Source organism: Vogesella urethralis (assembly GCF_007644045.2).
Lineage (GTDB): Bacteria > Pseudomonadota > Gammaproteobacteria > Burkholderiales > Chromobacteriaceae > Vogesella > Vogesella urethralis.
The window spans coordinates 1-14,189 of the sequence record NZ_VMDW02000098.1; the positions used below are offsets into that span (position 1 = coordinate 1).

Below are 14,189 nucleotides of genomic sequence, written 5' to 3' on the forward strand. Positions count from 1 at the left end.
TACGGAGTGTGTCTACATGTCTTTCAGCAACAAACCCCTGGCCACCCTGGTGGCCCTGGCCTGTGCCCAGGCGGCCGTGGCCAAGCAGCCCGTTACCCTCGATGAAGTGGTGGTCACTGCCTCCCGTGGCCAGGATAAAGTGCGTGAGCTGCCGGTGAATGTGTCTGTCATCACCGCCAAAGATATTGCTAGTAGCACGGCGCGTACGGTGCAGGATGTGCTGTCCGGGCTGGCGGGTATCCAGATTCGTAACAGCAGCGGTGCTGCCGATACGGCAGCCGTAGACCTGCGTGGTTTTGGTATCACCGGCCTGAGCAATACCCTGATTCTGGTAGATGGTGTGAAACAAAACACCAATGACCTGTCGGCGCCTAACCTGGGCGTGGTGCCGCTGAGCCAGATTGAACGGATTGAAGTAGTGCGCGGCAGTGGCGCCGTGGCCTATGGTGGCGGTGCGACCGGCGGGGTCATCAATATCATTACCCGCAGCGGTTTCAAGGCGGCTGATGGCGTGCAGGCGACGTTGACTGCCGGTAGCTATAACCTGAAAAAAATCGACTTGTCCGGCCACGCCAGTAGCCAGCATGTGGCACTGGATGCTTATGTGAAGTCGCTCACCACCGACAACTACCGGCAGAACAATGCCGAGCGCAACGATAGCGGCGGCCTGACCGCCACGCTACGCCACGAGGATGGCACGCTGCGCTTCTACGCCCGCACCGCCAACCAGGATACGCGCTTGCCCGGTGTGCGTAGCGTGGACACGGCTAATGGCGTGGACGAGTTTGCCAGCAACCCGCGCGGTACCAATAAGCCTAACGATTACATGAGCACCCAGACCGACACTTGGGGCGTACAGGCGAAGCAAGCTGCAGGCGAGGGCATGGTGCTGCTGGATGTTTCGAGCGTGACCAAGAAGCTGCAAGCCGAAGATATCAGTGCCAGCTACAGCAGCAAGCGTCAGCAGAAAACCGATGAAATGACCGCCAGCTTGCGTTATGAGCAGGATGTCGCGCGTCATCGCCTGGTATTGGGTGTAGACGCCATGTCCGGCGATGCCGACGTCGATAGCGTGGATACTTACGGCACTGCCAGCAAAAAGGTAAAGCAACGCCACGCCGGTGGCTTTGTGGATGTGTTGCTGCGGCCTGCAGAGGGCACATCGATCAATGCTGGTGTCCGCTCGCAGCACGTTGAAGACAGTGCCAAGGTCAGCAGTGGTTATGAAAACAGCTACCGCAGTAATAAAGAGCTGCGTGCCTGGCAGCTGGGTATTCGTCAGGCGCTGCTGCCGCAACTCGATGGCTATGCCAAGCTGGGGCGTAGTTTCCGTCTGGCCAATGCCGACGAGCAGGCTTATGTCACTACCCCGCTTGTGCCGCAGACCTCTCACGATAAAGAACTGGGCTTGTCCTGGCAGCAAGCCGGGCGTGCCGTGCGTGCGGCCTGGTTCCGTTACGACCTGAACCGTGAAATTCATTACAACCCGCTCACATTTGCCAACGTCAACCTCGACCCCACCCGTCGCCAGGGCGTGGAACTGGAAGGCAAGACACCGCTTGCGGCCAACCTTGACCTGAGCGCCGCCGTGACATGGCAGCAAGCCACGTTCCGCAGTGGCGTGGCTAACAGCGTCAATCTGGCCGGCAAAACCGTGCCGCTGGTGCCGCGGCACATGGCTAGCCTGTCGCTGGGCTGGTCACCGTCCCAGGCAACGCGTGTGGGCGTGCAGTGGCAATACGTCGGCTCGCAGCGGCTGGATAACGACCAGGCCAACCAGTTTGCCCACAAGCTCGCGGCTTACAGCCTGATCAATGCCAAAGTCAGCCACGACTACAGCAAGACGGTGGGGGTGTCGCTGAGCGTCAATAACCTGCTGGATAAAAAGTATGCGTCCTACGGTATCCGCTCGGGCTCTACTGGCGCGACCGGTAAATACAATCTGTACCCGGAAGCGGGCCGCAATATGCAGGCGTCCGTGACGATCAAGTATTGACCAGTTTGTACCGCGCCCCCGAGCAGACCGATTCTGTCTTGGGGGTGTATGTTCGATCCTAGTGCGCCAATGTATCAGGGCGGCATCCAGTCTGGATGCTGCCCGGTATGAGGTGTGCTTGCAGGTGTCCGTCCTGCCATGGCTGCGACGGATGAAACGGGAAGCCGGTGCAAGACCGGCGCTGCCCCCGCAACGGTAAGGCCTGGGCGTATACGCCTCAGGCATCGCGATAACCACTGCCCATACGGCGGGAAGGTGCGATGCTGGCATGGCCAAGCCCGGAGACCGGCCTGCGACGAGCGCGGCGGAATCGCGCTCAGCTGGAGTATCGCGGGGAGGCGATCTGACAGCCTGCTACCGGCACCTGCCGGCGGTATGCCGTGTCCTTTATTTCTCCGCACTCCCTTTTTGTCCTTACGGAGTGTGTCTACATGTCTTTCAGCAACAAACCCCTGGCCACCCTGGTGGCCCTGGCCTGTGCCCAGGCGGCCGTGGCCAAGCAGCCCGTTACCCTCGATGAAGTGGTGGTGACCGCCACCCGTACTACCACCCCGGTAGCCAAAGTGTTGTCCGACGTGACCGTGCTGGGCCGCGAAGAAATCGCCCAGTCCGGCAGCCTCACCGTGGCCGAACTGCTCAGCCGCGAAGCGGGTGTGGAGTTCTACAGCAACGGCGGCGAGGGCAAGAGCAGCAGCTTGATGCTGCGCGGTGCCACCGCCAAGCAGACCGTGGTGCTGATCGATGGCGTGCGTATCGTGTCCGCCACGGCCGGTACCACCTCGCTGGAATACCTGAACCTGGACGCTATCGAGCGTATCGAAATCCTGCGCGGCCCGGCGTCCAGCCTGTACGGTGCCGACGCCATTGGTGGCGTGGTGCAGATCTTTACCAAGCGTGGTAGCGGCAAGCCGTCGCTCAGCGCCAACGTGGGCGTGGGCGCCGAAGGCAAACGCGTGATCGGCGCCGGCATCGCCGGCAAAGCCGACCGTACCGCGTTCAACCTGGCCTTCAGCCACAACCAGACGGATGGCATTTCTGCGCGCAGCAATCGCCTGTCCACGTACAACCCCGACCGCGACGGCTTCGAGAACACCACCTACAACGCCAGCGTGCAGCACCAGCTGGCCGAGGGCCACAGCCTGGACCTGAGCGCCTTCCAGTCGGAAAGCATCAACCAGTACGACAGCTCGGCCAAAGCCCAGGACGAGGCCAAGTCCCGCCTGTCCGGCCAGAGCATAAAACTGCACAATCGCCTGGCACAAAACTGGAACAGTACGCTGGGGTACAACTACAGCACCGACAAGTCGCTGAACTACACCAACGGCAACTTCAACACCGCCAGCAGTTATATTGAAACCCGTCAGAACCAGTGGCAATGGCAAAACGAACTGGACCTGGCCAGCGCTGGCCAACTGGCACTGGGGCTGGAAAGCACCGAGCAGCATGTGCTGAGCAAAAACGTCTATGCCAAAACGCGTCGTACCAATGATGCAGCGTATGTTGGTTATCAGGGCGAGTTCGGCGTCCATCGCCTGCAGGGTAGCCTGCGTCAGGACGACAACTCGCAGTTTGGCGGCCACAGCACCGGCCAGATCGGTTACGGGTTCGTGCCGGCCGCGGGCTGGCTGTTGCGCGCGGCTTACGGTACCGCATTCCGTGCCCCGACCTTCAACGACCTGTACTGGCCGGCTGCAACCTATACCGGCAACCCGAATCTGAAGCCAGAGCAGGCGCATAACCGCGAGTTGGCGGCGCAATGGAAAGCCGGTAGCAGCAAAGTGACGCTGACCGCGTTTGATAACAAACTGGACAACATGATCCAGGCATTGTCTAGCGGTGTAGTGAACATCGATCAGGCCCGCATCATCGGCCAGACGCTGGAAGGCAGCACCGTGATCGCCGGTATCAACCTGTCTGCCAATATCACCTCGCAGCGTGCGCGCGACGAGAAAACCGGCAAGACGCTGCAGTACCGCAGCAAGCTGCACGGTGGTATTACCGCCAGCCTGGCGTTGGACCGCACCACGCTGAGTGCCGAGCTGCGTGCTGCCGGCAAGCGTCCGGCCAGTGCCGACAATGCCGAATACCTGCGCGGTTATGGTGTGGTGAACCTGGGCGCCGATTACCAGCTGGACAAGCAGTGGACGCTGAACACCAAGCTGACCAACGTGGGCGACAAGCGCTACGAAACGGTAAAAGACTACAATCAGCCACGCCGTGGCTGGTTCGTCGGCGTCCGCTACGCGCAGTAAGCCAGGCCGCCGCGGCGCCTTGCCCCGGGCGCTGCAGCCCACCGGCCGCCACCGTGCGGCCAACCCGCCCCGCTTGCCCTGGCCGCGGGGTTTGTCTTACCTTGCCGGCCTCAAGCCGGTTTTGACAGGAAATCCACCATGACCACCACGCACCTGATTAGCGGCGGCGCCCGCAGCGGCAAGAGCCGTTACGCCGAAAGCCTGGCGCTACAGCACGCCGGCGCAGTGTGCTACGTGGCCACCGCCGAGCGTCGCCCCGACGCCGCCTTTGCCGAGCGCATCGCCCACCATCAGGCGCGGCGGCCGGCGCACTGGGGGCTGGCCGAGGCCGGCCGCGAGCTGGCCAGCGTGCTGCAACAGGCCGCCCCGGGCAGCTTACAGCTGGTGGATTGCCTGGGCATGTGGCTGATGCGCTTTTTTGATGCCGATGGCCGCTTTGACGCCGACGCCTGGCAGCAACAGCGCAGCGCGCTGCTGGCCTTATTGGCCGCGCCAGCGGCCAGCATCGTGCTGGTCAGCAACGAGGTGGGCTGGGGCGTGGTGCCCCTGGGGGCGGAAACCCGTCATTTTGTCGACGAGCTGGGCCGGCTCAACCAGGACGTGGCGGCGGTGTGCCAGCGCGTCAGCCTGGTGGCCTGCGGCCAACCGTTGCTGCTGAAAGGCCAGCCATGATGCGGCGCGGGTTGGCCGCAGCCTGCCTGCTGCTGGCTACGACTGCTCAAGCCGGCGTGGCGGTACGTGACGGCATGGGCAATAGCGTGGTACTGCCGGCACCGGCCAAGCGCATCGTGGTACTGGTGCCGCACGCGGTGGAAACGCTCTACGCCATCGGCGCCGGCAAACAGCTGGTGGCGGCGGTGGATTACAGCGATTACCCGCCTGCGGCGCGCCAGTTGCCGCGCGTGGGCGGCTATAGCGGCCTGAACGTGGAGGCCATCCTGCAACAGCAGCCGGACCTGATCGTGGCTTGGCGCGACGGTGGCAACCTGCGCACGGTGCAGAAGCTGCGCGAGATGGGCATACCGGTTTACTACAGTGCGCCGGTGCTGCCGGCCGATATCCCGCGCGAGATGCGCGCCCTGGGTACCCTGAGCGGCCAGCAGGCCGGCGCCGAGGTCCAGGCCGCGCAGTTCGAGCAGCGCATGAGCCGGCTGCAACAGCGTTATCGCCACAGCGCCCCGGTGCGGGTGTTCATGCAAATCGGCGAGCAGCCCATTTTTACCGTCAGCGGGCAGAGCTTTCTGGGGGCGCTGATAACCCAGTGCGGCGGCCGCAACGTGTTTGCCGGCCTGGCGCTGCCGGCGCCGCAAGTGAGCACCGAAGCGGTGATCCTGGCCCGTCCGCAACTGATGCTGGCCTTCAGCCCGGCGCTGCACGCGGCGTGGCAACGTTGGCCGCAACTGCCGGCAGTGGCAAAAGGCTTGCAAGTTACCGTGGATCAGGACACGATTAGCCGGCCCGGCCCCCGTCTGGCCGGCGCTGCCGAACAACTCTGTACCACTCTGGATCTTGCCAGGCAAAAGCTGGGTTTGACGCCCCGGTAGCGCTTGGCTATGCTCGCCGCCATGGAACACGAACTCGAATATCTGGAAGGCCGTGTCGCTGCGCTGATCGCACGCATTCACGAGCTGGAAACCCAAAACAGCCGCTTCGCCGCCGCCCTGGCCGAAGCGATGCGCGAGAACGCCGAAATGAAGTTCGGCCTGGAAGAAACGCGCCGCCGCGTGGCGCTGCTGGTAGAGCGCCTGCCCAAGGAGGAAGAAGCATGAGTGACGTGGTTCAACTCGATATCACCTTGCTGGGGCGCCAGTTTTCCATCGCCACCCCGGTGGAAGAGCGCGAAACGCTGGAGCAGGCAGTGCGCTTGCTGGGCGAAAAAATCGATACCATTCAAGCCTCTGGCCGCGTGATGGACACCGACAAAGTGGCGATCATGGCGGCGCTGAACATTGCTCACGATCTGTTGAAAGTGAAAGTAGGCGATGGTGGCTTGGAGATGGCAATAATCCAGCGTAAAATACGCAGTATGAGCGAAGCCGCTGACCAGGTGCTCAACGCCGGTCAGCCAGGCCTCAGCGCTTAGTACAGAACATCCGTCTACCCCCTGCGGTGTTCGAGAAGGCTCCCAAATTCCTTTGTACCAATGCGTTCGCTACGGTTGCTAGCCATGGTTGCAGGTGTGCCGCGTCCCTTAGCCGGATGTGCCCGAAGCAACGGGCGGGCGACCACCCTGGAAACAGGGTACAAGCGAATTTTGCCCGATCGACACTCGCGGGGGACTCCCTCCCCCTGCTTTTCCCCTGAACCCCGATGACCGCTGCCGACCCGCTCCGCGACAAGGCCCAGCTGCGCAAAACCTTGCGTCGTGCGCGTATGGCTTTGCCGCGTGCCTATCGCCAGCAGGCTGCTCGCGCCATTGCCCGCCATGCCTCGCGCTTGTTGCGCCGTGGCAAGCACCTGGGTGCCTATATCGCCGCCGGTAGCGAGCTGGATATGGCGCCGCTGATGGCCGCCGCGCGCGGCCGTGGTGCGGCGCTGTACCTGCCGGTGATCCCGCAGCGCGGGCGCCGGCTGTGGTTCGCCCGTCTGGGTGCGGCCAACCTTTGGTATACCCACCCGCGCTACGGCATTGCCGAGTACGCCGGCCCGCAGCTGCGTGCCGAGCGGCTGGACGTGCTGTTTGTGCCTTTGTTGGGTATTGATGCCGACGGCTACCGCATGGGGCAGGGCGGCGGTTTCTACGACAGCACGCTGGCTTTTCGTCGCCGTCACCCGCGTTACGGCAAACCGTTGCTGGTGGGTGTGGCCTACGACTGCCAGCGCGTGGCCCGTGTGCCGCGCGAACCGTGGGACGTGCGTCTCGATTACCTGTTGACCGAGAGCGGCCTGCACCGCTTTGCCTGATCGGCCCCATCCAGCAAAGGACGCGTTATGGCCTACTGGCTGATGAAATCCGAGCCCGACGACGTCGGTATCGACCACCTGCAAGCCGAGCCGCAGCGCCATTTCGTGTGGACCGGCGTGCGCAATTACCAGGCGCGCAACTTCATGCGCGACCAGATGCAGCCGGGCGACCTGCTGCTGTTCTGGCATTCCTCCTGCCCCGAGCCGGGCATTGCCGGCATTGCCGAAGTGGTGGCACCGGCGCACGACGACCCCAGCCAGTTCGACCCGGCCAGCCCTTATTTCGACCCCAAGTCCCACCCCGACAAGCCGCGCTGGCAATGCGTGGACGTACGCTTCGTGCGCAAGACGCGGCTGGTGTCGCCGGCAGAATTGCGCCAGCATGCGGCCTTGCTGGGCATGACCGTGCTGGCGCGCGGTAACCGGCTGTCCATTACCCCGGTCACGCCCGACGAGTGGGCCTATCTGCAGGAGCACGTACTCTGATGCTGTCGCTGACGATGTTTGCCGTATTGCTGGGTTTTGGCGCACTGGCCGGTTTCCTGGCCGGTCTGCTGGGGGTAGGTGGTGGTCTGGTGATCGTGCCGGTGGTGGTGGGGGTGCTCGAAGCCGCCGGCCTGGGGGGCAACCACGTACAGCACCTGGCGGTGGGCACCTCGCTGGCGGTGATGGTGTTTACCAGTTTTGCCAGCGTGCGCGAGCACCACAAGAAAGGCGCGGTCAACTGGGCCATCGTGCGCGGCATGGCCCCGGCGATGGTGCTGGGCACTTTTGCCGGCAGCCTGCTGGCCGGCTTCATCCCCAGCAATGGCTTGAAATGGTTTTTCGTGGTGTATGCCTACGTGATCGGCGCCCAGATGTTTCTGGGTGCCAAGCCGCCAGCCAGTCGCAACCTGCCAGGCCGCATCGGGCAGGCAGGCGCTGGCAGCGTGATCGGCATGATCTCCAGCTGGGTGGGCATCGGTGGTGGCTCGATGAGCGTGCCGTTCATGAGCTGGTGCAATGTGCCGGTACATACCGCCATCGCTACCAGCGCCGCGCTGGGTTGGCCGATTGCGGTAGCCGGTGCTGCCGGTTACTTGTCCAGCGGCTGGGGCGTGGCCGGTTTGCCGTGGGGCAGCCTGGGCTTTATCTATCTGCCAGCCATGGGCGCCTTGATGCTGATGACCGTGCTGTGCGCCCCGCTGGGCGCGCGTGCCGCGCACCGCCTGCCGGTGCCGAAACTGAAAAAGGCCTTTGCCGTGCTGATGACGGTGATGGCCAGCGAGATGCTGTGGTCGCTGCTGCGGCACGCCTAAAAGGAGTTGCCATGAAGCGCACTATCGCCGGCTGGCTGCTGGCAGGGTTGGCCGCAGCTGTTCATGCTGCCGACAACGGGCCTTTGTACACCGGCCAGCCCGGCGAGCTGCCGGTGCAGGTGGCGCTGGCCTATCTGGCGCCCGATATGGGCCGCGACGGCCAGTTCGAGTACGCGCGCCTGCGCATCAGCCAGCGCAGCCAGCCGGAATCGTTCGACCGCGTCAGCGTCAGCATCCAGCAGGATGGCCTGCTGGACGACAGCGTGCGCGCCCGGCGCTGGACGCTGCAGCTGATCCGCGGCGGCGATGGCCGCTGGTACATCACCCGTCAGCTGGCAGAGCAGCGCTGCTACCGTGGTGCGCAGGGCTGGCAGCGCAAGCCCTGCCCCTGAGTGCAGGCCGGCCACGGTCTTTTTCGGCAGGCTGCCAGACGCCGTGTAGGCACTGGCAGCCTGCGTCGTTATAATGGTCCGATTGAATTTTCACGCTTTTTTGCGCCAAGAGATCCCCATGCAAGAACAATACAGCCCGCGCGAGCTTGAAGCCGCCGCCCAGCAGAAATGGCAAAAAACCGCTGCCTTCAAGGCCGTGGAAGATACCACCCGTCCCAAGTACTACGCGCTGTCGATGTTCCCGTACCCGTCCGGCAAGCTGCACATGGGTCACGTGCGTAACTACACCATTACCGACGTGCTGGCCCGCTTCAAGCGCGCTCAGGGCTTTAACGTACTGCAGCCGATGGGCTGGGATGCCTTCGGCCTGCCGGCAGAAAACGCTGCCATGAAAAACGGCGGCGCGCCGGCGGCGTGGACTTACGCCAACATTGAATACATGAAAAAGCAGCTGGATAGCCTGGGCTTTGCCCTGGACTGGGAGCGCGAGCTGGCCACCTGCAAGCCCGACTACTATCGCTGGGAACAATGGCTGTTCACCCGCCTGTTCCAGAAGGGCGTCATCTACAAGAAGAACGGCGTGGTGAACTGGGACCCGGTCGACCAGACCGTGCTGGCCAACGAGCAGGTGGTGGATGGCCGCGGCTGGCGCTCCGGCGCGCTGGTGGAAAAGCGCGAGATCCCGATGTACTACTTCGCCATCACCCGTTACGCCGACGAGCTGCTGAACGATCTGGACAAGCTGGACGGCTGGCCGGAGCAAGTGAAGACCATGCAGCGCAACTGGATCGGCAAGAGCTTCGGCTCCGACGTGGCCTTTGCCTACGACGTGGACAGCATCGGCCATGATGGCCAGTTGAAGGTGTACACCACCCGCCCGGACACGCTGATGGGTGCCACCTACGTGGCGGTGGCGGCCGAGCACCCGCTGGCCACCCAGGCTGCGGCGGCCAACCCGGCGCTGCAGGCCTTTATCGCCGAATGCAAGGCCGGCTCCGTGGCCGAGGCCGACGTGGCCAAGATGGAAAAGAAAGGCATGGACACCGGCCTGTTCGTGGTTCACCCGCTCACCGGCGCCAAGCTGCCGGTATGGGTGGCCAACTACGTGCTGTGGGGCTACGGTGAAGGCGCTGTGATGGCGGTGCCGGCGCACGACGAGCGCGACTTCGAATTCGCCAACAAATACAGCCTGCCGATCACCCAGGTGTACGCCCCGGCCGCCGGCGACGACAACTTCGACGCCAGCACCTGGCAAGACTGGTACGGCGCCAAGGAAGGCCTGATCACCCGCAACAGCGGCAAGTACGACGGCCTGGACTTCAGCGCCGCCTTCGACGCCATCGTGGCCGACCTGGAAGCCAAGGCCGCCGGCACCAAGAAAACCCAGTACCGCCTGCGCGACTGGGGTATCAGCCGCCAGCGCTACTGGGGCTGCCCGATCCCCATCATCCACTGCCCGAGCTGCGGCGACGTACCGGTACCGGAAAAAGACCTGCCGGTGGTACTGCCGGAAAACGTCATCCCCGACGGCGCCGGCAGCCCGCTGGCCAAGATGCCGGAATTCTACGAAACCACGTGCCCGACGTGTGGCGGTGCGGCCAAGCGCGAAACCGACACCATGGACACCTTCGTGGAATCCAGCTGGTACTACGCCCGCTACGCCAGCCCGAAATGCGACACCGCCATGCTGGACAAGGACGCGGCCAACTACTGGCTGCAGGTAGACCAGTACGTCGGCGGCATCGAACACGCCATTCTGCACCTGCTGTACGCGCGATTCTTCCACAAGCTGATGCGTGACGAAGGCCTGGTAGACAGCGACGAGCCGTTCAAGAGCCTGCTGACCCAGGGTATGGTGATCTGCGAAACCTTCTACCGCGACCTGCCCAACGGCAGCAAAGACTGGATCGCGCCGCAAGACGTGGTGCTGGAGCGCGACGCCAAGGGCAAGATCATCGCCGCTACCCATCGCGTGGACGGCCAGCCGGTGACCATCGGCGGCATCGAGAAGATGTCCAAGTCCAAGAACAACGGCGTGGACCCGCAAGAGTTCATCGAGAAGTTCGGTGCCGACACCGCGCGCTTGTTCATGATGTTTGCCGCGCCGCCGGAACAGAGCCTGGAATGGTCCGACGCTGGCGTGGAAGGCGCACACCGCTTCCTGAAGCGGCTGTGGAAGCTGGGCCGCGAACACGTGGCAGCCGGCGTGGTAGCGCCGTACAGCGGCGGCGAACTGAACGCCAGCCAGAAAGAGCTGCGCTTCAAGCTGCACAGCACCATCCAGAAAGTGACCGACGACTACGGCCGCCGCCTGCAGTTCAACACCGCCATCGCGGCGGTGATGGAGCTGCTGAACACCTACGACAAGGCCGATACCAGCGGTGACGTTGGCCGCGCCGTGGCGCAGGAAGTGCTGGAAGCCGCCGTGCTGCTGCTGGCGCCGATCGTGCCGCACGTGACCGACGCGCTGTGGAGCGGCCTGAAGCCGGGTACCGAGCTGCTGGCCCAGGCCTGGCCGCAGGTAGACCAGGCTGCGCTGGTGAAGAGCGAGATCGAACTGATGGTGCAGGTATGCGGCAAGCTGCGTGGCAGCGTGACCGTCGCCGCCGACGCCGGCAAGGACGTGATCGAAGCCGCCGCGCTGGCGCACGAGAACGTGATCAAGTTCATGGAAGGCAAGCCGGCCAAGAAAATCATCGTGGTGCCGGGCCGTCTGGTCAACATCGTGGTGTAAGGCGGCCGCCGCCTGCTTGCCCCGCTGCCAGGCAGCGGGGCTGACCCACCAGGCGTGGCACCGGCCGCGCCTGTTTGCTATCGGAAACCCCCTATGAAGCGAACCCTGCATTGCGCCGTTCTGGCATTGGGCCTTAGCCTGCTGGCCGGTTGCGGCTTTCACCTGCGCGGCATGTCGGCACCGCTGGCGCCGTTGTCCTTCACCAGCATCAGCCTGCAGGAAACCGGCTCGCTGGACGAGGCGCTGAAAGTGGCGCTGCAACGCGACGGCCGCCTGAGCCAGCGCAGCCCGGCCGAGGCGGTGTTCCGTGTGACCGCCGAAGAAAGCCGCAAGGACATCCTGACCATCAACCGTGGCGGCAAGGTCAACGAGTACCTGCTGGTGTACCGCGTCGACGCGACGGTACAGCGCCGGCAGGACGATGCCCCGCAGCCGCTGAGCGTGGTGGTACGCCGCGAACTCAGCTATAGCGATGCAAACGTGCTGGGCAAGGAGCGCGAAGAGGCCATGCTGTGGGCCGATATGCGCCGCGACGCGGCTGAACAGCTGATCCGTCGCCTGTCCTACCTGCCCAAACCTGGTACCGATGGCCATGCCAAGCCAGCATCTCAGCCCTGAGGTGCTGAAAGAGCAGCTGGCGCGCGGTGCGGCGCCGGCACCGCTGTACGTGGTGTTCGGTGACGAGGCACTGCTGGCGCTGGAAGCCGCCGATGCCATCCGTACGGCGGCACGGGCGGCCGGTTACGACGAGCGCGAGGTGCTCACCGTCGAGGGCGGCCACTTCGACTGGTCGCGCCTGCACGACGCCACCTGCAGCGTGTCGCTGTTTGCCAGCCTGAAGCTGCTGGAGATCCGCATTCCCGGCGGCAAGCCCGGCACGGAAGGCGGAGAGGCGCTGCAGCAGCTGGCGGCCAACCCGCCGCAGGACACGGTGACGCTGCTGCAACTGCCCAAGCTGGATAAAACCCAGCAGAAGGCCAAGTGGTTTGCCGCGCTGGAAAAGCACGCCGTGCTGGTCGAGGCGCGCCCGGTGGGCCGCAACGAGCTGCCGGCGTGGATCAGCCGCCGTCTGAAGGCGCAGGGCCAGCAGATCGGCAGCGAGGCGGCGTCGTTCTTTGCCGACCGCGTGGAAGGCAACCTGCTGGCCGCCCGCCAGGAAATCGACAAGCTGGCGCTGTTGTACCCCAAGGGCGAGCTGGGGCTGGACGCCATTCGCGAAGCGGTGGCCAACGTGGCGCGCTTTGACGTATTCCATTTGTCGGAAAGCTGGCTGGCCGGCGATACCGCCCGTGCCATGCGCATGCTGGACGGGCTGGAAGCGGAAGGCGAGGCGCCTGTGCTGGTGTTGTGGTCGTTTACCGAAGACGTGCGCATGCTGATCAAGCTGGGGCGTGGCCTGAAGGATGGCCGCCAGGTACGCGACATGGCCGGCGAGCTGCGGCTGTGGGGCGACAAGCAAAGGTTGGCCGCACCGGCAGTGCAGCGCATCGGTGCCCGTCGTCTGACCGAGGCGTTGGCCGAGTGCGCGCGCATCGACCGCCAGATCAAGGGTGTCGAGCAAGGCGACGCCTGGCACAGCCTGAAACGGCTGGCCGCCAGCCTGGCGGTACGCTAAGGGCAGCAGCATGAAAAAAAGGCCGGATCGTACGATCCGGCCTTTTTGCTGCGCGGTGCGCAGGCGTCTGGCTTATAGCGGAGTATCCGCAGACAGGGTCACGCGTACCCGGCCATTCGGGGTGGCCGGTGCCGCCAGCAACAGGTTTTGACCTGTGCGCTTCTCGTAGGAAGCCAGCACCTTGGCCACGTACTTCCGGGTCTCCGGATAGGGCGGGATGCTGTTGCGGTACTTGCTGACACTGCCTTCGCCGGCGTTGTAGGCGGCGATCACCAGGGGCATGTCATGTTTGAACTCGGTGAGCAGGAAGCGCAGATAGCGCGCGCCTGCCCGCAGGTTCTCCAGCGGGTCTGCCGGGTTGCTGGCGCCAAAGCGGGCAGCGGTTTGCGGCATCAGCTGCATCAGGCCCTGTGCACCCTTGGGCGACAGCGCTTCCGGGTCGTAACCCGACTCCACCGTGATGATGGAGTGCAGCAGTTGGGGATCGACTTTTTGCTCGCGGGCAACTTTTGCGATCAGTTTGTTGAAAGTGGCAGCCTGGCGCTTGTCGTAGGACGGCGCGGTAACTACCGGGATATCGAGCTTCCTGATGGCTGCGACGGCCGGGGGCTTACGGAAAGGCGGTACTGCTTCGGGGCTAAGCTTGCTGCCCAGACCCGGCGCAATGGCGTCATCCAGCTCGCGGTAAAGGCCCAGCGCATGATCGGTTTGGATATCGCTCCAGCTGTCTGCCCAAGCGGCAGAAACGGCAAAAGCGGCGATCAGGCCGGCCAGTATCGGTCGTTTCGTCATGAGTAAAGAACCAATGCCCTTGCGGGCGGAACGCGCATGGTACTGATTCTTCGGAGAAATTTCCAGTTTTTGCCGGAATGTGTGGCGATGGCAGGTGGGGTTTTGCTGCATCCCCATGGCTTAAAGCCTGCTATAGCTGGCTTTGCGGGGTGTTGGCCGCCAGAAAAAAATTTGCCTAAAAAAACGGCAAAAGGGCGCAGTCGCGC

Annotated in this window: 14 protein-coding genes, 1 other RNA gene and 1 riboswitch; of the genes, 14 read left to right on the forward strand and 1 reads right to left on the reverse strand. The window is 64.0% G+C overall.

Annotated features, from left to right (window positions below; all coding sequences use genetic code 11):
- The first annotated feature begins 16 nt into the window (after positions 1-16).
- The 14 genes from FLQ03_RS11385 (at position 17) to holA (ending at position 13,191) form a co-directional block, all read left to right on the forward strand.
- Positions 17-1,996, forward strand: coding sequence for a TonB-dependent receptor (locus tag FLQ03_RS11385; protein ID WP_144370860.1), 1,980 nt, complete (start codon positions 17-19; stop codon positions 1,994-1,996).
- A gap of 105 nt (positions 1,997-2,101) precedes the next feature.
- Positions 2,102-2,304: riboswitch (cobalamin riboswitch) on the forward strand.
- Positions 2,305-2,427: 123 nt separating this feature from the next.
- Positions 2,428-4,248, forward strand: a complete 1,821-nt coding sequence (locus FLQ03_RS11390; protein ID WP_144370861.1) for a TonB-dependent receptor domain-containing protein — start codon at positions 2,428-2,430, stop codon at positions 4,246-4,248.
- Between the two features lie 138 nt (positions 4,249-4,386).
- Positions 4,387-4,920: a bifunctional adenosylcobinamide kinase/adenosylcobinamide-phosphate guanylyltransferase gene (gene cobU, locus FLQ03_RS11395; protein WP_144370862.1), complete on the forward strand. Its 534-nt coding sequence runs from the start codon at positions 4,387-4,389 to the stop codon at positions 4,918-4,920.
- A complete protein-coding gene (locus tag FLQ03_RS11400; RefSeq protein ID WP_206210954.1) occupies positions 4,917-5,792 on the forward strand; it encodes a cobalamin-binding protein in 876 nt (291 codons plus the stop codon). The genes cobU and FLQ03_RS11400 overlap by 4 nt, the downstream gene beginning before the upstream one ends.
- Before the next feature lie 21 nt (positions 5,793-5,813).
- Positions 5,814-6,017: a hypothetical protein gene (locus FLQ03_RS11405; RefSeq protein ID WP_144370863.1), complete on the forward strand. Its 204-nt coding sequence runs from the start codon at positions 5,814-5,816 to the stop codon at positions 6,015-6,017.
- Complete coding sequence (locus tag FLQ03_RS11410) at positions 6,014-6,331, forward strand: cell division protein ZapA (RefSeq protein WP_144370864.1); 318 nt, start codon at positions 6,014-6,016, stop codon at positions 6,329-6,331. Before FLQ03_RS11405 ends, FLQ03_RS11410 begins: the two co-directional genes overlap by 4 nt.
- A gap of 15 nt (positions 6,332-6,346) precedes the next feature.
- A non-coding RNA gene (gene ssrS, locus FLQ03_RS11415) (6S RNA) lies at positions 6,347-6,530 on the forward strand.
- Positions 6,531-6,558: 28 nt separating this feature from the next.
- Positions 6,559-7,152 (forward strand): 5-formyltetrahydrofolate cyclo-ligase, encoded by a 594-nt coding sequence (locus FLQ03_RS11420; protein WP_144370865.1) that lies wholly within the window; start codon positions 6,559-6,561, stop codon positions 7,150-7,152.
- Positions 7,153-7,179: 27 nt separating this feature from the next.
- Positions 7,180-7,638: an EVE domain-containing protein gene (locus tag FLQ03_RS11425; protein WP_144370866.1), complete on the forward strand. Its 459-nt coding sequence runs from the start codon at positions 7,180-7,182 to the stop codon at positions 7,636-7,638.
- Positions 7,638-8,450 (forward strand): sulfite exporter TauE/SafE family protein, encoded by an 813-nt coding sequence (locus tag FLQ03_RS11430; protein WP_144370867.1) that lies wholly within the window; start codon positions 7,638-7,640, stop codon positions 8,448-8,450. The genes FLQ03_RS11425 and FLQ03_RS11430 overlap by 1 nt, the downstream gene beginning before the upstream one ends.
- An 11-nt stretch (positions 8,451-8,461) precedes the next feature.
- On the forward strand, positions 8,462-8,842 hold the full coding sequence (locus tag FLQ03_RS11435; RefSeq protein ID WP_144370868.1) for a hypothetical protein: 381 nt from the start codon (positions 8,462-8,464) through the stop codon (positions 8,840-8,842).
- Between the two features lie 118 nt (positions 8,843-8,960).
- Positions 8,961-11,576, forward strand: coding sequence for a leucine--tRNA ligase (gene leuS / locus FLQ03_RS11440; protein WP_144370869.1), 2,616 nt, complete (start codon positions 8,961-8,963; stop codon positions 11,574-11,576).
- Positions 11,577-11,669: 93 nt separating this feature from the next.
- On the forward strand, positions 11,670-12,194 hold the full coding sequence (locus tag FLQ03_RS11445; protein ID WP_144370870.1) for an LPS-assembly lipoprotein LptE: 525 nt from the start codon (positions 11,670-11,672) through the stop codon (positions 12,192-12,194).
- Entirely contained in the window at positions 12,169-13,191 is a 1,023-nt protein-coding gene (gene holA, locus FLQ03_RS11450; protein WP_144370871.1) for a DNA polymerase III subunit delta, read from the forward strand. Before FLQ03_RS11445 ends, holA begins: the two co-directional genes overlap by 26 nt.
- A 72-nt stretch (positions 13,192-13,263) precedes the next feature.
- Here the strand turns inward: holA and FLQ03_RS11455 are convergent, their stop codons facing one another.
- The gene (locus tag FLQ03_RS11455; RefSeq protein WP_240802261.1) at positions 13,264-14,100 is read right to left on the reverse strand and encodes a lytic transglycosylase domain-containing protein; all 837 of its coding nucleotides are present in this window, start codon (positions 14,098-14,100) and stop codon (positions 13,264-13,266) included.
- Between the last annotated feature and the right edge of the window lie 89 nt (positions 14,101-14,189).

Excerpts from the sequence above, each read along its gene's own strand:
- holA (WP_144370871.1), top strand. The coding sequence starts at position 12,169 with ATGCCAAGCCAGCATCTCAGCCCTGAGGTGCTGAAAGAGCAGCTGGCG.
- FLQ03_RS11385 (WP_144370860.1), top strand. The coding sequence starts at position 17 with ATGTCTTTCAGCAACAAACCCCTGGCCACCCTGGTGGCCCTGGCCTGT.
- cobU (WP_144370862.1), top strand. The coding sequence starts at position 4,387 with ATGACCACCACGCACCTGATTAGCGGCGGCGCCCGCAGCGGCAAGAGC.
- FLQ03_RS11390 (WP_144370861.1), top strand. The coding sequence starts at position 2,428 with ATGTCTTTCAGCAACAAACCCCTGGCCACCCTGGTGGCCCTGGCCTGT.
- leuS (WP_144370869.1), top strand. The coding sequence starts at position 8,961 with ATGCAAGAACAATACAGCCCGCGCGAGCTTGAAGCCGCCGCCCAGCAG.
- FLQ03_RS11410 (WP_144370864.1), top strand. The coding sequence starts at position 6,014 with ATGAGTGACGTGGTTCAACTCGATATCACCTTGCTGGGGCGCCAGTTT.
- FLQ03_RS11425 (WP_144370866.1), top strand. The coding sequence starts at position 7,180 with ATGGCCTACTGGCTGATGAAATCCGAGCCCGACGACGTCGGTATCGAC.
- FLQ03_RS11400 (WP_206210954.1), top strand. The coding sequence starts at position 4,917 with ATGATGCGGCGCGGGTTGGCCGCAGCCTGCCTGCTGCTGGCTACGACT.
- FLQ03_RS11455 (WP_240802261.1), bottom strand. The coding sequence starts at position 14,100 with ATGGGGATGCAGCAAAACCCCACCTGCCATCGCCACACATTCCGGCAA.
- FLQ03_RS11430 (WP_144370867.1), top strand. The coding sequence starts at position 7,638 with ATGCTGTCGCTGACGATGTTTGCCGTATTGCTGGGTTTTGGCGCACTG.
- FLQ03_RS11435 (WP_144370868.1), top strand. The coding sequence starts at position 8,462 with ATGAAGCGCACTATCGCCGGCTGGCTGCTGGCAGGGTTGGCCGCAGCT.
- FLQ03_RS11445 (WP_144370870.1), top strand. The coding sequence starts at position 11,670 with ATGAAGCGAACCCTGCATTGCGCCGTTCTGGCATTGGGCCTTAGCCTG.
- FLQ03_RS11420 (WP_144370865.1), top strand. The coding sequence starts at position 6,559 with ATGACCGCTGCCGACCCGCTCCGCGACAAGGCCCAGCTGCGCAAAACC.
- FLQ03_RS11405 (WP_144370863.1), top strand. The coding sequence starts at position 5,814 with ATGGAACACGAACTCGAATATCTGGAAGGCCGTGTCGCTGCGCTGATC.